The organism is Terriglobus sp., assembly GCF_965201105.1.
Lineage (GTDB): Bacteria > Acidobacteriota > Terriglobia > Terriglobales > Acidobacteriaceae > Terriglobus.
The window spans coordinates 3,004,765-3,027,159 of record NZ_OZ241741.1; the positions used below are offsets into that span (position 1 = coordinate 3,004,765).

General features: G+C 63.7%; 18 protein-coding genes. 8 read left to right on the plus strand and 10 right to left on the minus strand.

The genetic code is table 11. The features are described 5' to 3' along the window. Window positions 1-87: 87 nt before the first annotated feature. A complete protein-coding gene (locus tag ACOFKT_RS13260; protein WP_419804453.1) occupies window positions 88-1,044 on the plus strand; it encodes a substrate-binding domain-containing protein in 957 nt (318 codons plus the stop codon). 91 nt (window positions 1,045-1,135) lie between these two features. Here the strand turns inward: ACOFKT_RS13260 and gyrB are convergent, their stop codons facing one another. Further along, entirely contained in the window at window positions 1,136-3,805 is a 2,670-nt protein-coding gene (gene gyrB, locus ACOFKT_RS13265; protein WP_419804454.1) for a DNA topoisomerase (ATP-hydrolyzing) subunit B, read from the minus strand. A gap of 293 nt (window positions 3,806-4,098) precedes the next feature. Between gyrB and ACOFKT_RS13270 the strand changes: the two genes are divergently transcribed. Together ACOFKT_RS13270 and ACOFKT_RS13275 are read left to right on the plus strand one after the other, a co-directional pair. Next, window positions 4,099-4,665: a hypothetical protein gene (locus tag ACOFKT_RS13270; RefSeq protein WP_419804455.1), complete on the plus strand. Its 567-nt coding sequence runs from the start codon at window positions 4,099-4,101 to the stop codon at window positions 4,663-4,665. A gap of 88 nt (window positions 4,666-4,753) precedes the next feature. Further along, a complete protein-coding gene (locus ACOFKT_RS13275; protein WP_419804456.1) occupies window positions 4,754-5,974 on the plus strand; it encodes a glycosyltransferase family 87 protein in 1,221 nt (406 codons plus the stop codon). Between the two features lie 76 nt (window positions 5,975-6,050). Here the strand turns inward: ACOFKT_RS13275 and ACOFKT_RS13280 are convergent, their stop codons facing one another. The 4 genes from ACOFKT_RS13280 to ACOFKT_RS13295 form a co-directional block, all read right to left on the minus strand. Continuing rightward, a complete protein-coding gene (locus ACOFKT_RS13280; RefSeq protein ID WP_419804457.1) occupies window positions 6,051-6,341 on the minus strand; it encodes a histidine kinase dimerization/phospho-acceptor domain-containing protein in 291 nt (96 codons plus the stop codon). A 186-nt stretch (window positions 6,342-6,527) separates the two neighbouring features. Then, window positions 6,528-7,082, minus strand: coding sequence for a zinc ribbon domain-containing protein (locus ACOFKT_RS13285; protein WP_419804458.1), 555 nt, complete (start codon window positions 7,080-7,082; stop codon window positions 6,528-6,530). After that, complete coding sequence (locus ACOFKT_RS13290; RefSeq protein ID WP_419804459.1) at window positions 7,079-7,510, minus strand: hypothetical protein; 432 nt, start codon at window positions 7,508-7,510, stop codon at window positions 7,079-7,081. Before ACOFKT_RS13290 ends, ACOFKT_RS13285 begins: the two co-directional genes overlap by 4 nt. Next, window positions 7,510-8,232: an RNA polymerase sigma factor gene (locus ACOFKT_RS13295; RefSeq protein WP_419804460.1), complete on the minus strand. Its 723-nt coding sequence runs from the start codon at window positions 8,230-8,232 to the stop codon at window positions 7,510-7,512. Before ACOFKT_RS13295 ends, ACOFKT_RS13290 begins: the two co-directional genes overlap by 1 nt. 68 nt (window positions 8,233-8,300) lie before the next feature. On the opposite strand from ACOFKT_RS13295, the gene rlmB reads away from it, so the two are divergent. The 3 genes from rlmB to ACOFKT_RS13310 all read left to right on the plus strand — a co-directional run bounded on the left by rlmB (window position 8,301) and on the right by ACOFKT_RS13310 (window position 12,147). After that, window positions 8,301-9,095: a 23S rRNA (guanosine(2251)-2'-O)-methyltransferase RlmB gene (rlmB, locus tag ACOFKT_RS13300; RefSeq protein WP_419804461.1), complete on the plus strand. Its 795-nt coding sequence runs from the start codon at window positions 8,301-8,303 to the stop codon at window positions 9,093-9,095. Window positions 9,096-9,124: 29 nt separating this feature from the next. Next, the gene (locus tag ACOFKT_RS13305) at window positions 9,125-11,269 is read left to right on the plus strand and encodes a hypothetical protein (protein WP_419804462.1); all 2,145 of its coding nucleotides are present in this window, start codon (window positions 9,125-9,127) and stop codon (window positions 11,267-11,269) included. A gap of 383 nt (window positions 11,270-11,652) precedes the next feature. After that, on the plus strand, window positions 11,653-12,147 hold the full coding sequence (locus ACOFKT_RS13310; RefSeq protein ID WP_419804463.1) for a DUF3761 domain-containing protein: 495 nt from the start codon (window positions 11,653-11,655) through the stop codon (window positions 12,145-12,147). 139 nt (window positions 12,148-12,286) lie between these two features. Here the strand turns inward: ACOFKT_RS13310 and ACOFKT_RS13315 are convergent, their stop codons facing one another. The 4 genes from ACOFKT_RS13315 to rnc all read right to left on the minus strand — a co-directional run bounded on the left by ACOFKT_RS13315 (window position 12,287) and on the right by rnc (window position 16,964). After that, window positions 12,287-14,131: an AsmA family protein gene (locus tag ACOFKT_RS13315; protein ID WP_419804464.1), complete on the minus strand. Its 1,845-nt coding sequence runs from the start codon at window positions 14,129-14,131 to the stop codon at window positions 12,287-12,289. A gap of 199 nt (window positions 14,132-14,330) precedes the next feature. Further along, window positions 14,331-15,137 (minus strand): signal peptidase I, encoded by an 807-nt coding sequence (gene lepB, locus ACOFKT_RS13320; protein WP_419804465.1) that lies wholly within the window; start codon window positions 15,135-15,137, stop codon window positions 14,331-14,333. 139 nt (window positions 15,138-15,276) lie between these two features. Next, a complete protein-coding gene (gene lepB / locus ACOFKT_RS13325; protein WP_419804466.1) occupies window positions 15,277-16,116 on the minus strand; it encodes a signal peptidase I in 840 nt (279 codons plus the stop codon). Continuing rightward, entirely contained in the window at window positions 16,113-16,964 is an 852-nt protein-coding gene (rnc, locus tag ACOFKT_RS13330; protein ID WP_419804467.1) for a ribonuclease III, read from the minus strand. Before rnc ends, lepB (ACOFKT_RS13325) begins: the two co-directional genes overlap by 4 nt. Window positions 16,965-17,189: 225 nt before the next feature. Here rnc and ACOFKT_RS13335 point away from each other — a divergent pair, with 225 nt between their 5' ends. Further along, a complete protein-coding gene (locus ACOFKT_RS13335) occupies window positions 17,190-17,441 on the plus strand; it encodes a type II toxin-antitoxin system MqsA family antitoxin (protein WP_419804468.1) in 252 nt (83 codons plus the stop codon). Window positions 17,442-17,560: 119 nt separating this feature from the next. Here ACOFKT_RS13335 and ACOFKT_RS13340 read toward each other — a convergent pair whose 3' ends face one another. Further along, window positions 17,561-18,565 (minus strand): ROK family protein, encoded by a 1,005-nt coding sequence (locus ACOFKT_RS13340; RefSeq protein WP_419804469.1) that lies wholly within the window; start codon window positions 18,563-18,565, stop codon window positions 17,561-17,563. A 453-nt stretch (window positions 18,566-19,018) separates the two neighbouring features. On the opposite strand from ACOFKT_RS13340, the gene ACOFKT_RS13345 reads away from it, so the two are divergent. Then, the gene (locus ACOFKT_RS13345) at window positions 19,019-22,393 is read left to right on the plus strand and encodes a carboxypeptidase regulatory-like domain-containing protein (RefSeq protein ID WP_419804470.1); all 3,375 of its coding nucleotides are present in this window, start codon (window positions 19,019-19,021) and stop codon (window positions 22,391-22,393) included. The last annotated feature ends 2 nt before the right edge of the window (window positions 22,394-22,395 follow it).

Sequence of the window (22,395 nt, forward strand, 5' to 3'; positions counted from 1 at the left end):
CAATTCGCGCCTGCCGTTCCGCGGCAGGCCGCTTGCCGCAAACGCCACAGCGTGGCGCGGAACGGAGCTGATTCAGGAGGGACTTTTATGCGTAGCAAAGTCACGATGTCCGCTGCCGCCCTGCTGTTGCTGGGCACCATGGGCTGCCAGCGCCACTCGAAGTCGGATAAGTACTACCTGATCGCCGGCAACCTGAAGGTGCCGTACTGGAAGACCGCGACCGCCGGGTTTCAGCAGGCCGCGGCCGATTACAACGTGACCGCGATCGTGGATGGGCCGGACGGGGAGGATGCCGGCGCCGAGGAGGACGCCTTTCAGAAGGCCGCGGCGACAAAGCCTGCGGGCATTCTGGTTTCAGTGCTGGATGCAAACCGCATGCAATCGGCGATCACCAGCGCGGTGCGCAGCGGCACACCGGTGATCACGATCGATTCGGACGCGGCGCAGAGTGGGCGGCTGTACTTCATCGGAACGGACAACTACAACGCCGGCCACCTGGGAGCGCAGCGGCTGATTCAGCTGCTGCATGGCAAGGGCAACGTGGTGTTCTTTACCTACCCGGCGCAGCCCAATTTGGCGGAACGCCTGAAGGGCTACCAGGACACATTCAACGACCACGCGGGCATGAAGACAGTGGACGTGGTGAACATTGGTGGTGACACCAGCATCGCGTTCGACAAGGTGCGCGAGTATGTGTCGAAGACGGGCGCGGACAAGGTGGATGCATTTGTGTCGCTGGAGTCGGTGAGTGCGAAGGATGTGGCGGATGCGCTAGACCGCCAGCATGTGACGGACCGGACGGTGATCGGCATGGACGTGAGCCCGGATACGGTCGAGTTAATCAACAAGGGCAAGGTCGCGGCGACCATTGCGCAGAAGCCATGGACCATGGGCTACGTGGGGCTGAAGGCGCTGGCGCATGTGCACGAGGACGATGCGAAGGACGTCGGCAGCACTGGTGCGCAGGCACGATTCCCGGCGTTTGTGGACACGGGGAGTGCGCTGGTAGACAAGGAGAATGTGGGGGCGTGGCAGAGCAAATGATCTGTTCTGCACGAGAAACGGCTCTGCTTCCAACGTTGAGAAGGCCCGGCATGATGCCGGGCCTTTCCAATCGTGCTCGCTGCTGTGATCTCTAGATGTCGAGATTTTTGACGTCGAGGGCGTTTTCTTCGATGAAGCGGCGGCGGGCTTCTACGTCTTCGCCCATCAGGGTGGTGAAGATTTCCTCGGTGGCGGCGATGTCCTCAAGCTTGACCTGAAGCAGGGTGCGGCGTTCGGGGTCCATGGTGGTCTCCCAGAGTTGCTCGGCGGTCATTTCGCCCAGGCCCTTGTAGCGCTGGACCTGGTATTCCTTTTTGCCCTGCTCGATGACGTACTCGAAGAGCTCGCGCGCGGTCTGCTTTTCGACCGGGTCCTGGCCGGCCTTGGGTGCGCGCTTGGTGCCCTTCACCTCGGTGGCGGTGCCGGGGGCGGCGGCGATGGTCTCGTTGACGCCCTCGGTCTCGCTGACCTCCTCGGCTTCGTCGGCCTGGGCGATCTCGGCCTTGCTGCCGCCTTTGGGGATGTACTCGATGAGGAACGGCGGCTTGAGGTACTCGCGGATTTGCGCGTAGTTGCCGAGCATGAGGCGGAACTCTGGGGCGGAAACGGCGGCATAGTCGATGCGGCGGTGTGCGCCCTGCGCGTCGTCGAACTCGAGCGACCAGGTGCCGTGCTCTTCATCGCGCACGGGCTTGCCGACAGCCTTGAACTGGAACTCCTTCGCCATGGCGGTGAGGCGGGTGGCGAGCTCGTTGAGCTTGTCGGGTGTTTCGAAGTCGGCGCGGCTGGCGGGCTCCTTGCCCTCGTGGGCGAAGAGCTCGGCGACGGCGGAGGTGACGCGGTCGTTGCGGAAGCGCTTGTCGGCTTTGTCGTAGAAGCCGAGGTATTCGTTGAGCTGGGACATGAACTTCGTAAGTTCCTTACCTTCGAGCACTTGCGCTGCATCGCCGTAGCGAACGGTCATGCCGTCGGCGGCGCGCTTGACCATGACCTGGACGAACTCGCGGTCGTCCTTGACGTACTGCTCGAACTTGCCCTTCTTGATTTTGTAGAGCGGCGGCTGCGCGATGTAGACGTGGCCGCGCTGCACCAGCAGGTTCATGTGGCGGAAGAAGAAGGTGAGCAGAAGCGTGCGGATGTGGGAGCCGTCGACATCGGCGTCCGTCATGAGGATGAGCTTGCCGTAGCGCAGTTTTTCGAGCTGGAAGTCGTCCTTGCCGATGCCGGTGCCGAGCGCGGTGATCATGGCGCGGATTTCTTCGTGGCCCAGCATCTTGTCGTAGCGGGCTTTTTCGACGTTGAGGATCTTGCCTTTAAGCGGAAGGATGGCCTGGAAGCGGCGGTCGCGGCCCTGCTTGGCGGTGCCGCCGGCCGACTCGCCCTCGACCAGGTAAAGCTCGCAGCGGTCGGGCTGGCGTTCGGAGCAGTCGGCGAGCTTGCCGGGCAAGCCGCCGCCGTCCAGCGCGCCTTTGCGGCGAGTCAGGTCGCGGGCCTTGCGGGCGGCCTCGCGGGCGCGGGCGGCCTCGATTGCTTTATTGATGATGCGCTTGGCGACCTGCGGGTTCTGCTCGAAAAAGGCGCCGAGGCGTTCGTTGACGAACTGCTGGACGAGGCCGGAGATGTCGGAGTTGAGCTTGCCCTTGGTCTGGCCCTCAAACTGCGGTTGGGGCAGCTTGACGGAGACGACGGCGACCAGGCCCTCGCGGACGTCGTCGCCGGAGAGCGATTCCTTCAGGTCCTTGAAGAGGCCGAGTGACTGGCCGGCGGCGTTGATGGTGCGGGTGAGCGAGGTGCGAAAGCCCGACAAGTGGGTGCCACCGTCGACGGTGTTGATGTTGTTGGCGAAGGAGAAGACGGTCTCGGAGTAGGCGTCGTTGTACTGGAGGGCGATCTCCATGACGAGCTGGCCCTTTTCGGCCTCCATGTAGATGGGCTTTTCGTGCAGGACGGCCTTGCCCTTGTTCAGGTGGCGAATGAACTCTTCGATGCCGCCCTTGTACTTGAATTCGAGCGATTTGGCATCGCCGGTTTTGGCGTCGGTCGCGCGCTCGTCGGTGAGCGTGATCAGGATGCCCTTGTTGAGGAAGGCGAGCTGGCGCAGGCGGCCGGCGAGCGTGTCGAAGTTGTATTCGTGGACGCTGAAGATGGACTTGTCGGGCAGGAAGTGGACCTTGGTGCCGCGCTTCTGAGTGACGCCGACCTCGCGGACGCCCGAGATGGGGTCGCCTTTGGAGTAGTCCTGCTGGTAGGTGTGGCCGTCGCGCCAGATCTCCACGTCGAACCCTTCGGAGAGCGCGTTGACGCAGGAGACGCCGACGCCGTGGAGGCCGCCTGAAACTTTGTAGGTCGAGGCATCGAACTTGCCGCCGGCGTGGAGCTTGGTGAGCACGACCTGGACGGCGGGCATCTTCTGGCCGTTGCCGAGGTCTTTCATGTCGACCGGGATGCCGCGGCCGTCGTCGATGACGGTGATGGAATTGTCGACGTGGATGGTGACGTCGATGCGGGTGGCGAAGCCGGCGAGCGCCTCGTCAACGGAGTTGTCGACGACTTCATAGACGAGGTGATGCAGCCCCTGGTCGGTGGTGGAGCCGATGTACATGGCAGGGCGCAGACGCACGGCCTCCAGTCCCTCCAGCACCTTGATGTTTTCGGAGGTGTAGCTTTTGGACTGGGCATCGCCGTTGCGGGAGCCGTTGGGCTCAGGAGCGTTGGTCGGGTCGGTCTGTTGCAGGTCGAGCAGGGGCGTTTCAGTGGCCATTCTTCCTCGGGTTTGTTGCGGGCAAGCCGTCGCGGAAACGCCTGTAAATGCTTGAGTTTTCGTTGGCTTGTGACTCTTCCATCATACCATTCGGACAACAAACGATTGCACCAGATACTGTGCACTCCTGTGTGGCGCCCAGCGCACGCGCCGACGCGTTGGTGGTGCTGGCGTGATGTGCCTACCTCTTGAAGCCGTGATCACACGCACTGATATACTCACGGACTGGAACAGGCCATGACAGTAACGAATGCGCACTCCTTCGATTGCAATCAGGCTTTGGTGCCGAATGTATGACAACGAAGACCCTCAAGCTTTCGAAGCAATTTGCCTCACCACGGCAGTTCGGGTGGCTTGCCGCTGGAATCGCATGTGCGGCCGTTCTGATGGGAGCGGAAGTTGCACACTATGTCATACAAACAGACCTTGGCGCGATCGACCAGATGGAGGCCAGCGCAAACGTCGATCCAAGGTGCAAGCCACTCGGCGGCAGCAAGTACGATTTCTCGTGCCCATTTCCCGGCTATAACAGCGTGCAGATGACTTGTATGCTTCGCGGCTGCGGGGACCGGAACCTGAGTATGCCGCCGACGACGGATGACTTACGTACGAAGATGTCGGCCATGGAGCAAGCTGACAGCACAACAAGCCTGAGCGTTGAGGAGCCGTATAGTGGCAACGATGCCGATTGGAGAGAGATGGCGCGCGTCCTGCACGCCGGCAAGGAGTGGAGCCCAAAACATGCGGGGTTCCATGGCACTCCAAGAACGATGGAAGAAGTCCAGCAGCTGATACAGCAAAGAAGCCAAATTGTCTTGCGAGAGACTGCACAGGAATGGCTGAATCAGCATGGAAGATGAGCTGGTCCAATCTGACAAAGCTCGATTCGGAAACGAACTGACCCGACCCGCTGTGAGCGGTGGACGCGGCCTTCCGTATGCACTCTGGATGTTTTTGCTGATCAGCGCCCTGTTGACCTGCGCTGCGATGCTGTTCAGCAGTGTGACCCGCATGTTTCATTGGGGACTGCCTTACAGCTTTCCTTACTTTTTTGTACCCGGCCAGCTCCTAAGTGACTTCCGCTTTTTTTGGACGAAGTTCGCTTACTTCCCTACTTATGATTTTTACTCTGGCAGGGCGGGATACTTCATGTATCCGTTGCCGCTCTTCTATCTTCTTCGGCCACTGTTTGCCACATCACGGCCTTTCATCCTGTTCCTTGTCATCCTGTTTGTGCTTTCCGCGATTCTGGCCTATGTCTTTGCGCGAGCCATGAAATCAACGGGCATGGCTGGCACTACTCTGCTGCTTTTCGTCACGGGAACTATCCTGCTTTCCTACCCGATGGCATTTGAATACCTCCGCGGAAATGTGGAGATCGTTCTATTTTCGCTGACTGCCTTTGGATTAATTGCCTGGTGGCGGCAGAAGCCGTACTTAGCGGCGCTGCTGTTCGGGGTTGCGGGAGCTTGTAAGATCTATCCGTTGATCCTGGTTGGGCTGTTGTTTTCAGAGCGGCGCTGGCGCGCGGTGGGACTGGCATTTCTGACAGCAATCGCTGTGACGTTGGCTTCGGCCTGGGCTTTCGGACCGACGGTGCACGACGCGCTGGCGTGGAATGGATTCCAGCTCGGCCTGTTTCAAAAAAGGTATGCCGGAATCCCATCGCAACTGGGATACGATCACTCGTTTTTCGGATTGATCAAGTTTGTAACCCTGCCCTGGCACCCGGTGTTGACCTGGGCGGTGCCCATTTACGTTCGAACGGCAGCGCTGCTCTCCCTGGTGCTCTATTTCCTTCGCATCCGGCACTTGCCGAGGTTGAACCAGGTATTGATTCTGTCTATTCTGTCGGTCACCTTGCCGCCGGTGTCGTATGACTACACACTGCTGGCACTGTATCCGCCGCTGGTGTTGCTCAGCATGGAAATTACGCGAAGGGCGTATGCGGGGGTCGCGCCGTTCCCGTATGCACTGCGGTACTTCGCGCTGTTTGGTGTGCTGCTTACGCCGCTTTCTTTCCTGACCTGGTACAGCAATCCGCACCATGCGCAGGCACGCTGTGTATGCCTGATCGTCATTCTGTGGACGGCGCTGCGGCACCCGATCCCGGAGATAGTGAAATCGCCGACGCCGGGTCTGCTGGTGGAGCAATCGGCTGGCGCTTAGTGGATGTTATCCACGTACATAGTGCTCATTTGCTTCTGATCGAGATCTGGGCTGCTTGTACAGTTGCTTGCGGGCTTTACTGCAGGGGCTCGGCGGCTTCTTCGGCGACCGTGGGACGGTGCAGCAGGAGAAGGTCGCCCACGAGTTTGGAGAGCTGGCGGAGATCTTCGGAGGCCTGTTCCAGGTGGAGCGTACGCGACGATGAATCTCTGCTGTGGAGTGCCAGAAAGATGCTGTTGGTGATGCTTTGCAGCGGGTTGTTGATGTGGTGGGCCAGGGTGTGTGCCATGGCGCTGGAGGCGGACGCCGAGGCTTCGCGCAGCACCCTGCCGAGTTCCGCGTCGGTTTGGGTGAAGGGCGCTTCCATGGTGTGAGCGTACTATTCTTTGGCGCGGTTGCGACCAGGGAATTTCCGCAACTTTTAGGGAATTTCAGGCACCTTTGGCGGCATATGTTGCCAGCCGAAAAAGTACACGGCATTCCTGCAATCACACCAAGGTTCCGGCCGGAGTTGTTCGACCTTTGGGGGATATGCGATTGGGAACGGTTGGTGCTAGTCGCTGTAGGAGCGGAGGCGTGCGGGCATGCTGTCCTGCGCGAGATCGTGGCCGCACTGGACGCAGTAGACGTCGGTGATGTGGACGCCGCGGAAGCACTGGCCGCACACGGGCGCGAGCTGGAAGGAACACTGCGGGCAGAAGTGGAAGTCGTGCGCGAGCTCCGTGCGGCAGGACGGACAGCGGGTCATGACCGGCTGGCGCAGCAGAAAGTAGACGACCGCGCCGATGCCCGCTGGCATGAGCAGAACCATGAGCATCCAGATCGCGGCGCTCATATTGCGGCGCTTCACATCGCGGCTGATGTAGCCGATGAGGAGCATGTAGCTGGCCAAGGCGGTGCCCCAGCTATAGCTCATGATCCAGCGCATGGCAGCCGTGCCGGGGTGCGGCGGGGGCATGACGCGGTGAAACAGGACCTGGATGGCGAAGAAGACGAGCGCGGAAAGCGCGATGGACCACCATGGAATCAGGTGGAGGTCGCTTTCGGGCTTGTCCACGTCCGGCCGTTCGGTCACGGCGCGGACGAAGCGATGCGTACCCCAACTCATCGGGTCACCTCATCGCGGAAGCGGCCGTCCAGCGGAAGTGCCGCACCGTCGCGGCCGCGGTCGCGGCTGCTGCGCTTGCGGCGCAGGTACACCACGGCAACTGTGGCGACTGTGACCGGCAGAAACCAGAGCAGAAGAAGAAATGCCGGGCTGCCCGTGTCCATGGTTTGGCCGGTGAAGAGCTTGCCGGCTTCCTGTTCGATTTCAGAGCCGACGGCGACAAAGCCGGTGCCGGACGCGACGACCCAGCCGGCGTAGCAGACCAGCAGAAGAACGGCCGAGCAGATGAGCAGGGGCAAAACCAGCTCGCGGCGGCTCTTGTTGCGCTGCTGCATCTCCATGGCGCGCTCGCGCACCACGCGGTGGGTGCGGTTAACGATGGCGGCGCGGGCGGCGGATGACACTGGCGGGGTGTCGTGAAAATCCACTAGCAGTGCCCTCCAGCAGCCGGCGGGGCGGCAATGGGCTGGGTGCGAAGGCGCTCGAGTTCGGGCTTGAGCGCAGCGAGGCCACGGTACAGGCGCGACTTCACGGTGCTGAGCGGAGCGCGCGTGACGCTGGCAATTTCTTCCAGCGGCAGGTCTTCATGGAAGCGGAGGATGAGGACCTCGCGGTAGGCGGGCTGCAGCGAGAGCAGCACGGCGGAGACTTCCGCGGCGTTTTCGCGGGTGCAGAACTGATCAAAGGGCGAGGGAGCGTCGGTGGCGACTTCAAAGGGCCGCTCGTCGGCTTCGGGGTCCTGCATTTCGTCGAGCGAGGCCATGGAACGCTTGCGGGACTGGTCGATGACCAGGTTGCGGGCGATGGTGAAGAGCCAGGTGTCGAAGCGGGCCTTGCCGTTGAACTGCGCGCCACGCAGCAGGACGCGGATCCAGGTTTCCTGGAAAAGATCTTCGGCCAACTCGCGGCGGCCGGTCAGGAACGAGAGATAGCGCATGAGGCGGTGCTGATAAGTGTCGATCAGGCGGTCCAGCAGCTCGGGGTCCTGACGTTTGAGGCCGTGGGCGATTTCAGCCTGTTCGCGCGCCGAGGCTTCCGCCAGGGCGGCAGCGGAAAGGGACGCTGTGGCGGCGGAGGCGTGCACAGGTGTGGAGACGCGGTTCCCGGAGGAAAAGACGCGCGCGGCTGCCGGTTTTCTCGGAAAGGTCATACCGTGCCGCTCCTGGTGAATGGCCTAGTAAACCGTTTTAGTATACGTTGGCCCCGTACACTTGAGCGATGGAAGTGCTGTTCGGCGTGCACCCGGTGACGGAGGCGGTGCGGACCCGCGCGGGCGATGTGGACCACGTGACGCTGCAGGCCGGCGGCAATCCCCGGCTGCTGGCGCTGGCGGAGCTGTGCCGGGCGAGCCGGGTCCGCGTGACACAAGGGAGCCGTGAGGATCTGTCGCGGATGACGCGAACGGAGCAGCACGGCGGCGCGGTTGCGTTTTTGAAGGAGCGCCGGCTGCTGGCGCTGGAAGACCTGTTCGCCCGGCAGAACGACGCGGCGCATATGCTGCTGGCGCTGGACGGTGTGGAAGACCCGCACAACCTGGGTGCGCTGTTGCGGACCGCCGATGGCGCGGGAGCGACGGGTGTGGTGTTGCCGGAGCGGCGGGCCGTGGGGATTACCGGAACGGTCGCCAAGGCGGCGGCGGGCGCGGCTGAGCATGTGCGGATCGCGCAGGTGACGAACCTGGTGCGGTCGCTGGAAACGCTGAAGCAGCAAAACGTTTGGATTGTGGGGCTGGACGAGCGCGGAACGCAGAGTTACGACGAGTTCGACTTCCGCGGGGACTTTTGCCTGGTGCTGGGGCGGGAGGGCGCCGGCCTGCACGACCTTGCGCGAAAGACGTGCGACTTCCTGCTGCGGATTCCGATGGCGGGAGCGGTGCCGTCGTTGAATGTGTCGGTCGCGGGCGCGGTGGTGCTGTACGAGGCGGCGCGGCAGCGGCGGGCGACGGGCCGGCCGGTGGCGGGGGACCAAGTTGCGGCAAAGACGTCCAAACCTCGGAAGGGTCTGGGGTCCTGAGAAGCTACAAGTTTTCCGTTGCGAGTTGTGTGCTGGGCACGTGGGTGCTGGGCGCCACTGCGGTGGCGCAGGCGGGTGGAGCTGCGGGTCCGCCGCTGGAGCAGGCCGCGTCTGCTGTCGCGCCGGCACGGAACGATGCCCCGGTCGTGACGGCTGGAGATTCGCCAGTGGGCAATGCAGAGCGTGAGGCGTTGCGGGTCGAGAGCATACGCTTGGACATGCACCTGAACGCCAACACCGGCGCGGTGACGACGCGGGCGCGGATGCGGGTGCGTAATGGCGGCTTGTCGCCGCTGGCACGGGTGGCACTGCAGTTGAGCTCTTCACTGCAGTGGCAGAGCGCGCGGGTGGTGGACGCGAGCGGTGCTGGGACGCGGCTGCCGGTGCAGCAGTATCGCGTGACGACCGACACGGACCATACGGGGGCGGCGAACGAGCTGGTGCTGCTGCTGCCGAAAGCGCTGGATTCTGGTGCGGAGCTGCAGCTAGACCTGTATTACGGCGGCACGCTGCCGGCGAGCGCGGAGCGGCTGGTGCGGCTGGGTGCGCCGGAGGAGCGTGCGAGGCAGGCGGACTGGGATGGCGCTTCTGGCGAGTTCGTGGGGCTGCGCGGGTTCGGGAATGTGCTGTGGTATCCGGTCAGTGCGCCTGCGGCGCTCTTGGCCGATGGCGAGGGTTTCGCGCGGGCGGTGAATGCCGAGCGGGAGCGTACGGCGGCGACGACCCTGCAGCTTTCGCTGACGGTGGAGCATAACGGCGGTGCGCTGAGGACGGCGTGGTTTCTGGACCGTCCGGCGACGCTGCATTCGGCGTTGGGTCCGGCGTTGCAGCGGCGGGAGGCGGGGGATTCCGCGAGTTCTCCGGCGGGGGCAAGTTCTGCGGTTTCTTCGAATGCCGGCGACCATGAGGCCGGCCAGAGCGTTTCGGCGCAGGGCACAGCAGACGAGGCAGACGCGGAGCCAGTTGCGATTGACACGGCGCAGTGGGAGCCGGTGCGGCTGGATGGGCGGCCTGTTTCGTTGTTTGTTGCGGGTGAAGGTGTTGGGGAAGGCGAGGCGGATGCCGCGGCGGGCAGCCCTGGACAGGTCCGATTGGCCGGCGCGGATCCTGCCGTGCGGCAGAGCTACAGGGACGCTGCGGGGAAGGTTTCGCCGCTGCTGAAGCGGTGGCTGCCGTTGCGTGGGGCCGCACCGCTGACGGTGCTGTCGCTTCCCTCGCCCGGTACGCAGGCCTTTGCCGATGGGGACCTGCTGGTGTCGCCCGTGCATCCGGGCGACACGGCGGCGCTGGCAGAGGCGCTGGTGTATCCGCTGGCGGCTGCGGCGCTGCCGGTGGACGCGCCGGCATGGGTGCGCGAAGGCGTGCCGGAGTTCTTGCGGCTGCTCTTTCTGGAGCAGACGAGCGGGCGCGACCGCATGCTGGCGGAGCTGAGCGCCGCCCTGCCCGCGTTGCGAGAGGCCGAGGCGGCGCGTGGCATGGATCCGCTGCCACTGCGCCGTTGCGTGGACCCGGTGTGCGCGCGCGGCAAGGCGGCGTATGCGCTGGTCATGCTACGCGAGCTGGCTGGGGACGCGGCGCTGCAGCAGGCGCTCTCTGCGACGCTGCTGCCACGGGCGGATGCGCCAGACGCGGCAAACACGACCGAAAACGGAGCGGATGCCGGACGTGCGATGACGCGGCGGTTCGAGGCGGCGCTGACGCAAAGCTCCGGGAAGGACCTTGGGTGGTTCTTTGCGGACTGGTTCAGCGCCGACCGCGGCCTGCCGGACCTGCAGATTGTGCAGGTGGCGCCAAGGCGGGTGGAGCGCGGCGCGTCAACGGTGACCGAGCCGACGTCACGAGGACCTGTGCTGGGGCCAGTTGGAGCGGAGCCACAGGCGGAGGCGGACGACCCGCGGAGGAGCTCGCCGACGGCGGCGAGCCGCAATGTGACGGGGCTGCGGGATGGATCGTGGCTGGTGGCCGTGGAGGTGCAGAACAACGGCGATGTTGCCGCCGAGGTGCCGGTGACGGTGCGCGCCGCGGGGCTGCAGAATCAGTTGCCGCTGCGGGTGCCCGCGCATGGGCGGGCGACGGTGCGGGTGCCGTTTGAGGCCGCGCCGGAGGAGGTGCTGGTAAACGACGGCACCACGCCGGAGCAGCATGGTGGCGTTCATCACCGGTCATTGAGGTGAGGCAGCAGAGATCGAAGGTTCTGCGGTGTGGCGTTCTGGGTTTGGGATTGCCGCCTGGTGTAAGGAGCATTGCGGGCAGGGGAAATGCGGGTTTCGGTGCAAGCACCGAGTCCACTCCGCAGGACGGTAAAGCGGTCCTGCTCCGGTCGAAATGACAACGTTTTGTAGCGACTTGCATGTGGTGAAATGCAGGTTTTCTCCGCTACGCACCCACGATGAAGCTGTGGGTGCTCCGGTCGAAATGACAGACCGTGGTGGCTGCGCGGGGGCGGCTCAGACGATTGCTGTGGCGCGAAAGGACCGTTCTGACCAGCTACCCCGGGAATGCGCAGAGCGCATCCGTACGGATGGCGCTTCACATTTTGCGCAGCGGAGAATTTGCGATGAAGACGGGATTTTGGCTTGGCCTGGCAGCAGCGGCAACACTGACGCTGGGAATGCACGCGCAGGCGCCGGCGGGAGCGACTGGTCAATGCAAGGACGGCAGCTTTACGCAGGCTTCCGCGCGGAAGAGTGCGTGCAAGGCCCACGGTGGCGTGCAGACGTGGTACCCGACGGATGGCGGCGCCGATAAAGCTCCGGCTGGCGGCACGCTGAATCCGGCTCCGGACCAGTCGAACATGGACGGCACGACCCAGAAAGCGCCGAAAACGCCGGCCCGGCGAACGCCCGCGGCCCTGGCGAACGGCGGATTGACGCGTCCGCAGGCGGCCGGCGCCGGGCTCGGTCTGGTGTGGGTGGATGCGAAGTCAAACAAGTACTACTGCGCGGCGGACCCGAACTACGGCCGGACCAAGAGCGGCAAGTATGTTTCGGAGCCGGACGCGAAGTCGAGCGGCGCGGCGATCGCGAAGAACCAGAACTGCTCCATTCAATAGCGCGCCGGGTCTAGACGGGCGTGACGATGGAAGGCCGCAAGGTCGCGGGCTTTCCGCCTTTCGGTTTGCCTGAGGTGAGATGGTGGTTCCGAACTGCCCCTCTCTCAGAACTGCCCAAAGCTGAATCAGTGGACACAGCTTAGCGTTTGCGCGGAGTTCTGGAAGTTCGGCCGGTATGCCGGGTGGGGGCGGGTGCGGCGGCCTCGGTTTCCATCGTCCATTGCTGGGGCTGACCCCAAACACGTTCGGCGAAGATCGGGCCGATGCCGGGGAACTGGCCTGGGGTGGGTGCAGGCATGTCGTCCCCGAGCGGAGGCAGCAGGGATGCGGCGTAGCGCGCCTGGTCGTAATCCGGGTAGCTAACGGCGACGCCAGTGGCGCTGATGTTGCCCGCGATGTCCGATCGAGTGTCGAGTGGGCCGAGATCGGAAAGAATGCTGGTCACATCGCCGGGACCGGTTGCAGGAGTTGCGGCTTGAGTCTGTTGCACTTGCTTTGCGACGATCGCGAGCGCGGTATTCGCGAGTCCATCCGGGCGCGACGCCCGCACCGGCGCGTTGGAATCGACAGAAACCTGAATGAGCCAAGGCGCGTCGCCGGTTGGGGCCTGCTGCACGGTGGCTGGCGAAGCCGCGCGTGGGAGCGCGGGATTCAGGGCGCACCGGCAGAGACCGTTCACCATCCAGGTACTGTTTGGACCGCTTCCGTCCCAGTGGGCGCGAAGGCTTACCGTGCCATGCGCCTGCACTGCTTCCGGGATGCGGCTGGAAAAGACGCGAAGCCAATTCAGGAAGTACTCGGGCTGCGCATTCGCCAGATTGAGCGTGACCGAAGAATTGTGAGGGGCGGTGATGTCGGGAAGCTCGGCTTGCAGGAACAGGACGTCGGGGGCACTTGCCATCCCCTGCTGGTCGCGTGAGCGGAAGACGTCCTGGAAGAGACCCGCGGATTGGGCGGTCGGGATGGCGCAGCGGATGCCATGAAGCGCGTGAATGATGCCCAGGGCGTCGGCCTCGCAGTGGGCGTCGACGCTCATGGGCAGGCGGGGAACGAACTCGGTGCGGCGCAGGTTGTGCAGGTGCATGTCGGAGGACAGCGTCATGTGGGCCGGGGTGCCACGGACCTCGAGTTCGGCAGAGGCGGCGCCGCGGAAGCCGGTGTCGCGTCCCATGAAGAGCTTGGCCGCTTCGCCGAGCGGGGTAGACGCCCACTTTGCGGAGATGGCGAGCGGCTGGTTGGCGACGCCCGTAGAGCCGCGGCCGAGTGAGCCTTCGAGTTCCAGTTCGCCCACATCGCTGACGTCGGTGTCGGTGCGCAGCGGACGGCCGCGCAGGCGGATGCGCCACTCGTTCTGGTCAGGGAGCCAGAGAGCGAGTTTGGCATCAAGCAGCGACCAGGGCAGCTTGGTTTCGCCGGTCTTGATGTTGATGCGAGCTTCGGTCGCCTCGATGTAGGGGAAGCGCGGCGCGGGGCCGGCGCGGCCCTGCTGCGTTGGCGCGCTTTGCAGGTACCCGGCCTCTGTGACCACGCCCTGCAGGTTCCATCGGCCGTCGGCGCGGCGGACGAGGTTGATGCTGGGCGCCTGGAGCGTGATGTGGGAGACCTCGACCCGGCGACGCCAGAGCGAGGACAGGCGCAGGCGCGCTTCGACGGTGTTGGCGCGCAGGGCGGGCTCGGTGCCGAAGGCAGGATCCTCCCGCACGACGAAATTCTGAATGGTGAGGCCGGGGAGCGGAAGCAGGTGCAGGTGAATCTGATCGAACTGCACGGGACGACCGATGCTGGCGCTGATGGCCTGGGCGACCCGCCGCTGGTAGTGGTTCACGTTCAGCAGTGGCGGCAGGACGGTGAGCAGGATGACAAGGAGCACGATGACAAACGCCCAGCCGATGCGGTGAAGCGCGCGGTGGCTGAGGACGGGCTCCGCATCCAGTGCGGCGTCGCTCCATTCCGGGTGCGGTGAGATGTCTGGTTCCGTGCTCATCGAACCGAGTTGGCCGTCCTATGGGTCGCGCTTTCAGCGCTATGTTTGGCTTCGAAACGCGTACCTAGGCCTGCGGCCTAGGCTGGTATGTTGCGGGGCCTTTGGCCCTGAGCGATGCCGCGTTGCCAATGCTGTGACTTCGTTCCAAAAGGCTGTGACTCCGTCGCAAAAGCTGTGACTTCGTTGCAAAAGGCTGTGATTACCGGATGACGTGGCCGGTGCGGGACCAGCGTGTGTCGCTGAAGAAGTGGGTGAGGACATGGCCGAACCAGGCAATGCTGGCACTTGAGCCTGTCTTGTAGATCTGGTCGGCGGGCGTGATGAAGGACCAGTAGACGAACATGGGGCGACCCATGATGTTGTTGTCGGGGACGAAACCCCAGAAGCGGCTGTCGAGCGAGCCGATGCGGTTGTCGCCCATGGCGAAGACGACGTTGTCGGGTACGACCAGGTCGCCGTTCTGGATGTGGGTTGGCAAATCGACCGCCCAGACTTCGGTGGTGCCGTGGGGCGGATTGCGCGGAAAGTCGTCGCGGTACGGGTCGTAGGCGTCGCTGAAGTCACCGTTGTCGTGCGGCATGCTGATCTGCGGCTCGTCAACGCGTTGGCCGTTGCGGAAGAGGATGCCGTGTTCAAGGTGAAGGCGGTCGCCGGGCAGGCCGATGGCGCGCTTGACCAGGACGAGATCAGGCTCCTCAGGATTTGGTTTGACGAAGACGATGATGTCGCCGCGCTGCACGGGGCGGTAGTGAACGAGGCCGACCGGGAACTTCTGGGGTGCGAGCGTGGTGCGGTCGACGACGACGTGGTCGCCGATGAGCAGCGTCTTCTCCATGGAACCAGACGGGATCGCGTAGTTCTGGAAGAGAAATGTCATGAGGAACAGGCCGATGACGAAGACGTACGCGGTGCCGGCGAGGGACTCGGGCAGGGTCTCGTGTCGTTCCTCTGGAGTGGCGGGCGCGGTGGCGACGACCGGGTGTTCGGTTGGTGTTTCTGTTGCCACGGCGCGCGGTTCTCCTGTGCTGAGAGCAGTGTTGCTGCAAGCAGTGTACCTGCCGAGCTTGAAAGCGGAGCGCCTCCCGGGCTAAAGCTTTGTGGTGGTGGCCAGGTGTCCGCGGGCTGAACCCGCTGCTCGCTCCCCGTTACCGGATGACTTTGCCGAAGCGGTCGCGGCGCAGGTGGGGTCGGTCGCCGGGCTCGTGCGCGATGGAGAGATAGGTGAGGAGCGGTTCGCCGACGATGGCGTCGGGGCGGACGAAGCCCCAATAGCGGCTGTCGAGGCTGTCGTTGCGGTTATCACCCATGGCGAAATAGCGGCCGGGCGGCACGGGAAGCTCACCCGCGCGGATGCTGCTGCGGAGTTCGATCCACCACGTGGCCTCAGCGGAGGGGTCGGCCTCTTGCAAGTTGGGGAAGCGGTCGCGGTAGGGCGAACGGCCGGCGGGAACGTACTGCGACCAGGGCTCGTTCTGCGGCGCGCCGTTGCGGTAGAGCACGTTGTTCTGCAGGTGAATGCGGTCGCCCGCGACGGCCACGACCCGCTTGACGAGCAGCTGGTTGGGATCCACCGGGTAGTGGAAAACGACAAGCGAACCGTCGTGCGGTGTGCGGTACGGCAGCAGCCAGCGCCAATGGCCGGCGGGCGCGAAGACCTGCTTATTGACCAGAAGAAGATCGCCGACCAGAAGCGTGGGTTCCATGCTGCTGCTGGGGATCTGCGTGGGCTGCACCAGAAAGGTGATGACAAACAGGGCCACCGCCGTGAGACGGGCCAGGGAGGCGGCGACAGAACCGAACGCCGTGGCGAGCAGGGTGCCGCGACGCCTGACAGTCGGACGCGATGGAACCTGGGGCGGCGCCGACGCATGCGACGGCAGGTCCGAGGCGCGGAAGGTAAGCGGTTGGGGCGAGGAAGAAAAGGGCAGCTGCGACTCAGGCCGGGCTGGGCCGTGCGGATCTGGCTGGGCCGGACCGGCGGTCATGTATCGCCTTTGCCGGAATGCAGGCTGGCCGGATCCGCGGCGGCGGCAAGTGCCATCGGCTCGGCTTGTAGCAGGCGGAAGGCCTCGGCCGCGGCGGCTTTCTGGGCGGCCTTGCGATTGCGGGCCTCGCCCTGGGCCAGCACCTTGCCGCCGAGCAGGACTTCCTCGACGAAGCGGCGGTCGGCCTGCGTTTCGCCGAGTTCGGCGGCGTTGCGATAGGTGGGTACACCGACGCCGCGGGCTTGCAGCAACTCCTGCAGGGCGGACTTCCAATCGCCCATGATGCCGAAGTTGGCGCCGTCCTGCGCGATGCGAAGGAGATCGGGAAGGTGCGGATCGAAGATTTCTCGGCGAATCAGCGGGGCCACAGCGGCGTGACCGGCAGGCATGGCGTCGCGGTAGATGGCGGCCAGAATGGCTTCGACGGCGTTGGCGAGCAGGCTCGTCTTCTGCCGTCCGCCGGTGGCGTCCAGATCGGCACCGAGGCGGAGTGCTTCGCCGAGTTGCAGGCGCACGCCGACCTGGCTGAGCGCCTCGCGGCTGACCAGCATGGCACGCATGCGGGTCAGGTCGCCCTCGCGGCGGTGGCCGAAGTGCTCAAGGAGCAACTCGGTGACGTGAAGATCGAGGACGGAGTCGCCGAGGAACTCGAGTTGCTCGTTGTCGGCGTCGGTCTCGTTGCGGCCCTGCTCTTCTGCGACGGAGCGGTGAGTGAGGGAGAGTTCGAGAATAGCCGGGTTGCGGAAGTGATACTGGAGGCGGTCTTCGAGGGCGCGGAGCGATGCTTCGCTGGCGGCGAGCGCTGGGATCGGCGGGTTGGATTCGTTTGGTTTGCGCTTCGCCGGCATTCAGAACAGTTTAGCCAGCAAACGCGGTAGAGGTAAACCGAACCGGCTGGCACCGAGCAACGCTTGCTTCCAACGCTCGGTCAGCGGCATCACCAGCCTACAAGCCGCTTGGCTCGATTTGAACGAGGACGAGCGAAGCGTTCGAGATCCTGGCTAGTTGAAATGGCGCTTGACTCACGAGGGAATCAGGCGCAACTCCGGCATTACGCGATTTAGATTGAGCTTATGGTCAAGAACTGTCCAACATGCGGAGAAGGAGAGCTGGCTTCTGACACACGGCCGATTACGTTTGCTCGTCAGGGCGAGACGATGCTGTTGGAAGAAGTTCACGGTGACTTCTGCCCTTGCTGCGGTGAAGTCATACTAGGCATGCTCGAAGCCGAACGCGTGTCTCGACGGATACTTGGGTTCAACGCGCTGAAGCCTACCTCAGGGGCTAAAGCCCGGTCTCCTGAGGAATTTCAGCGGCACAGCTAAAGCTGTGCCCTTCCGAATGCCTTGTTACTTCGCGAAGCTTAGCTTCGTCAAGCTGACTCGTTTTCTCATGCCATCATCTGGGCGCGGGCCGGTTCGACGATGGTTCCACATGCCGCCGTTCAGGCGCGGGCGGGTTCGACGATGGTTTCGGTGGCGGCGAGAGCGGCCTGGCGGGCGATGATGGCGGCGCCGACGACTTCGGTGCGGACGTCTTCGGGGCGGGTTTCGACGCTGAAGCCTTGCAGCGGGCTCATGCGGGTCATCTGCTCGATGTGGTGGTGCAAGAGCGGCAGGTCGACGAATCGCACGTTGTACCCGGTGACGTAGAACTTGCCCGCGCCGCTCATGTGGATGGAGGTAGCGGTGCCGGCAGCGAGGGCGCGGTGCCAGAGACCTTTGAATTCCAGGCAACGCTTGTCGCCGTTTTCGGCGGCTTCGAAGACGTCCTCGGGTTCCATGTCGAGGAATCGAAGGCGCATGGCGCGGTGACCCATGATGCCTTCGATATGGCCTTTGCCGCCGCAACCGCAGTAGCTTTCGCGTTCATCAAGCGTGACGATGGTGTGGCCGCCCTCGCCGACGCCGTCGACCATGGGATAGCGGCCAAACCCGATGCCAGTGCCGAGCGTCCAGACGCGAATGATCTGCTGGAGTTTGCCCTGGGCGGAGGCGAGGCCTGCGGCAACGGCGTCGGCGTCGTTGAGCGCGGTGATGGGCGCGTCGATGCCGTGGTGGCGCAGCATCTGGCCGAGTTCGGCGGCGATGCGGACGCCTTTGAGTTGGGGCACGTTGGGTGCGTCTTCGACGACGCCGTTGCGCACGATGCCGGGGAGAGCGACACCCACGGCGTCGATAGTGGCGGGGCCGCTGTCACGCGAGCCCTGGTCATCGACCAGGCCGATGCCTTCGCTGGCGGCGCCCTCGGCCGGCGCGCCGTTGACAACAGCGATGATCTGCTCGCACATGGCTTCCAAGAGGTGCTCGCAGGGCATTTCGACGAGCGCGTCGTCGAACGACTCGTCAGCGGGGTAGCCACGCAGCTTGCCCGCGACGCCGGTCTCATCGACCAGCCCGGCCACGATGCGCTTGGACAATGTCAATCCAACCGTCTTTGCGCTTGTCATGCTGCACCTGTTTCCTGATCTGGTCTCAGCGATTTGCTGGAGTGCACGGCCGCCCTGGAAGTCTGCTGGAGACATGTGCGGCGGCATCGCGCTGTGGGCGAAATTATGCGCTTTGCAACCACCGCTTGCAAGCGGGAAGATCGCGCCGGGCCGGCCCGTGACGGGCAGGCGATGGACCACCGGCGATTCCGTTCCTATCGCCTATTGTCCTCAAATGCGGCAAATTCAGCACGAAAGCGCTAACGCTCACATGCTTTGCTTGCGCGAGTCATGGGACTGTAATAGATTCTTGAGTGAACCCCACAACCTAGCTTCTTCCGGTCGCGAGGCCTGAGGGACGTCCAAACTGGCGCCCCGATGACCCTGTTTTGTCGCGACCGGTCTGTCCCTCCGGCACCCCTGTGCTGTACGACAGATGTGTCCGTACCCCTGTTTCGCCAGAGAGGTCGCTTTTTGAAGAACAACGCTGTGAAGTTCCTGCTCGTCCCTGCCCTGCTGCCGGTGAGTGCCACGCTGAGCACGACCGCGATCGCCCTGCTGCCCGCTGCCATCGCCCTGATACCGGCCGGCTCCGCCCTGGCGCAGACCTATCGCGGCGGCATCGCCGGCACGGTGCTGGACGCTTCCGGCGCGGTGGTTCCCCATGCAAAGGTTACGTTGTTGAGTCCGGGAACCGGGTTCACCCGGACGCAGGAAAGCACCGGTTCCGGCTCCTACGCATTTCAGGATTTGCCCATCGGGCAGTACACGGTCACGGTGGATGCGCAGGGCTTTGGATCGACCAAGGTTGAAAAGATCGATGTGCAGCCCGGCGCCGTGTACTCGCTGGATCCGAAGCTTGGCGTGGAGTCCACCAGCCAGAGCGTGGATGTAAGTGCAGCGGCGATTGCGCTGGACACGGAATCGACCGCGAACAACAGCGTTGTGAACGACAAGGCGGTGCAGAATATTCCGCTGAACGGCCGCGACTATACGCAGCTGATCAAGATTGTGCCCGGATACAACGGTGCCGGATCACTGAATGGAACGCGCTCGAACCAGAACAATTACCAGATTGACGGCGCCGACTCCAACGACATCTGGCAGAACGGCGCGGCGGCCAACCAGGGCGGCGTGGGATCGATTGCCGGCGTAACCATCCCGATCGATGCCATTGACCAGTTCACGGTGCAGTCCAACGCGAACGCCGAGGCCGGACGCAACGTGGGCGGCCTGATCAGCCTGGCAATCAAGACGGGCACGAACAACATTCACGGCTCGGCGTACTACTTCAACCGCAACGAATTTTTTGCCGCGCGCTCGCCGTTTCTGAGCCCGACGACCCGCAAGCCGACGCTGCGCAATGAGCAATTCGGCGGTTCGGTAGGCGCGCCGATCATCAAGGACAAGCTGTTCTTCTTCGTGAACTATGAGCGGCAGAAATTTTTGATCGGCAACTCGGCCGCGGCGACCGAGCCGACCACGGCCTATGTGAACGCGGCGACTGCCCTGCTGCAGCGGCACAACTATCGTTACTCCGCGGCCAGTGTGGCGAATCCGCTTTCGCTGAGCCTGCTGGCACTTTGGCCGCAGGGCGGCCGGGATATCGGCCCTGCCGCACCCGGCAACTATTTTGACCCGCGCAATCAGAAGGGCTACAGCGACAACGCGATCGGCAACATCACCTATAACTTGACCAGCCGGCAAAACCTGCGGCTGCAGGCGTTTGTGGGGACCGGCCGGCAGTACTCGGCGGTGGGCACAAACGTGTACGACTACTTCCAGGTCGCGCCGGACATTACGCAGAACTTCTCGCTGTCGCACAACTGGGCCATCAGCGACCGTTTGTCGAACCAGTTGCTGTTTGGCGTGGGCGTGTTCAATCAGACGTTCAACGATGCGAACCACTCGTTCAACCTTCCGTCGCTGGGCCTGAATACAGGTGTGACAGATCCAAGCCTGTATGGGTCGCCAAATATCACCATCGGCGGTGGTGCTATTGACATTGTGGGCCAGACGCCGCCGCTGGGACGCAAGGACTACACCGGTCACGTGACGGACGCGGCCACGCTGGTCAAGGGCAAGCACCAGTTCCGGTTTGGCGGCGAGTACCGGCGCAACTACATGGATCTGCAGTACCAGCGCAATGTGCGTGGCACGTTCAGCTTCAACGGAACGGCGTCCGCGAATGCTGCCGAAGCGCCGCTGCTGAACGGCGCGACGCCTTGGGCAACGGACACCAGCGTAGGTTCCGACGTGCGCTCCTTGGCGGATTACCTGGCGGGATTCTATAACTCCAACAGCTTTGTGCAGGGCTACCTGCGGCGCAGCATTTACCAGAACACCTTTGCCGGATTTGTGCAGGACCAGTTCCAGGTGACGCCCAAGCTGACCCTGAACTACGGCTTGCGGTACGAATACAACGCGCCGTGGACGAGCCCCGGGTTCTTCAGCTTCTACCGGCCGGGCAACGCCGCCGCGGATGGCTACGGTCTGGTTCCGCTCGGCACGGGTGGTGTGGACAAGCCGTACAACGGGCAGCAAACGAACTTTTCGCCACGCGTGGGTGCGGCATACCAACTGAACCCGATCATGGTGCTGCGCGGCACGTATGGGCTGTACTACGACGCACCAAACTTCAACGGCTTCTTTGACAACGGGCCGGGCAATGGCGGCGCGCGCGGACCGCAGGCGAACCCAACCGGACCCAACCCGGTGCGCACGGTCAGCAGCACCTATGGGCAGTGGGTCACGGGTGTAAACCCCTTCCCCACCGCGCCTTCGCCAACGACGATCTACGGCCTGGCGACCATCGATCCGAAGTTCGCCACGGCGCGTTCGCACAACTGGACCGTGAACATGGAGACGCAGCTTGCGCGCAACACCATCTTCACGCTGGGCTATGTGGGTGCCGCGGGACGGGATCTGTTTAACCTGAGCGACATCAACCAGGCCCGGCCCGGAACCAACACCGCGGCTGGATGCCCAAGCACACTTCCCTTGCCCCAGTGCACTGCCGAGGTCGCGCGACGGCCAATCTTTGTGAACCGCACGGTGCCGAACTACGCGACCATCGGCGCGGTCAACGAGATCGAGAGCCACGGCTACTCCAACTACGATTCGCTGCAGGCGAGTCTTCGCGTTGCCAACATCAAGGGCATCACGGCGCAGGGTTCCTACACCTGGGGTCACGCGCTGGATGTGATCAGCAGCACCCGCGGTCTGGCTCCGCAGGATTCGGCCAACCTGAACGCGGAGTACGGCAATGCCGATTTCGATGTGCGCAACACTTTCAACGGCTACATCGTGTATGAGGTGCCGCGCTTTACTGACCATCTGAAGGTGCTGACGCAGGGATGGCAGGGCAACGCGTTTGTGACGGCGTTCTCCGGCACGCCGTTCAGCGTGAAGGTAGGCAGCGATATCAGCGGCACGGGTGAGAACCAGGATCGCGCGAACTACGTTTCGGGCGCGATCTATAAGAACAGCAACACGGTTGTTACGCCCACCAGCGGTCAGCCCTACGCGCAATTCTTCAATCCCGGTGCGTTTGTGAGCCCGGCTGCCGGCAATTTTGGCACCACGCGCCGCAACGGTTTCCGCGGTCCAAACTTCTTCACCACGGATGCTTCACTGGTCAAGAACACACAGTTGCACGAGGGTGTGAACCTGCAAATTCGCGCGGAGATGTTCAACATCTTCAACTACACGAACCTGGCGACGCCGACCACGACGCTGACTAGCAGCACGTTTGGCCGGTCCACCAACACGCGTAACAACGGTGGCGCACCGGGCATTGGGTCGGGCGAGCCGTTTAATGTGCAGTTCGCGGGCAAGATCATCTTCTAACT